Below are 747 nucleotides of genomic sequence, written 5' to 3' on the forward strand. Positions count from 1 at the left end.
AACGCTCCGCTTGCACAATAAAATGCCCGCTTAACGATGCTAAAGTGTAACGATAGCAATGATATACGGTTTTTGTAATTTGTTACTGGTCAATAGAGGAAGAAAAGTGTAATGTCAAAATATATGGCTTTTAAAGCGTCAATACATTGTGGCTTGGATGGTCAGTATGTCAAAGAACGCACACTTGCCCAATTGCTGGCAAGCATTGTTATTATCATTCCTATACCGACTAGTAGTTTCCGTGTGTATTACTCAGCTTACGGGCGCAAGTGTCTGAGTAACGGAGTGTGAATATATGCTGAATAAATTAAATAGCCAAATACTATGTAAATAATTTTGCAACGCAACTTTACTCACGCTTACTTAATGTATTATTTGCTACTTTTAAAATGTAATGCTATATTGATATATAGTCTATCGAAAGTTGGTCATACGCTTTTTAATCACTTACATGGACGATATAAAGCATAGGGTTGTATATCGATAAGTTATGCTGCATATTGAAAATTAATACAAACCATAAACAACTCAAATGAAAAAGTCAATTCTATTATTAGTAATTATTGTTTCAGTTTTATCTTGTTCGAGTGAGAAACAAGTGACGGATAAAGGTCATACTATTACTGAAGAAATAAATAGTGAAGCAAATGATTACACAAATCAATCGACACTTTCTCACGTTGCAATAAACGATTCTGATAAAGATATCAGGAAGTCAGCAATACAAAGGTTGACATCTCAATCTAC

The 747-nt window shown here is 33.6% G+C and carries 1 protein-coding gene; it reads left to right on the forward strand.

Annotated elements, in window-relative coordinates; genetic code table 11:
* Positions 1-532: 532 nt before the first annotated feature.
* The coding region (locus tag JIV24_RS22540) for a hypothetical protein (RefSeq protein ID WP_234445930.1) at positions 533-747 on the forward strand (215 nt) is incomplete at its 3' end.

This window comes from Carboxylicivirga marina (genome assembly GCF_016612505.1).
Taxonomy (GTDB): Bacteria; Bacteroidota; Bacteroidia; order Bacteroidales; family Marinilabiliaceae; genus Carboxylicivirga; species Carboxylicivirga marina.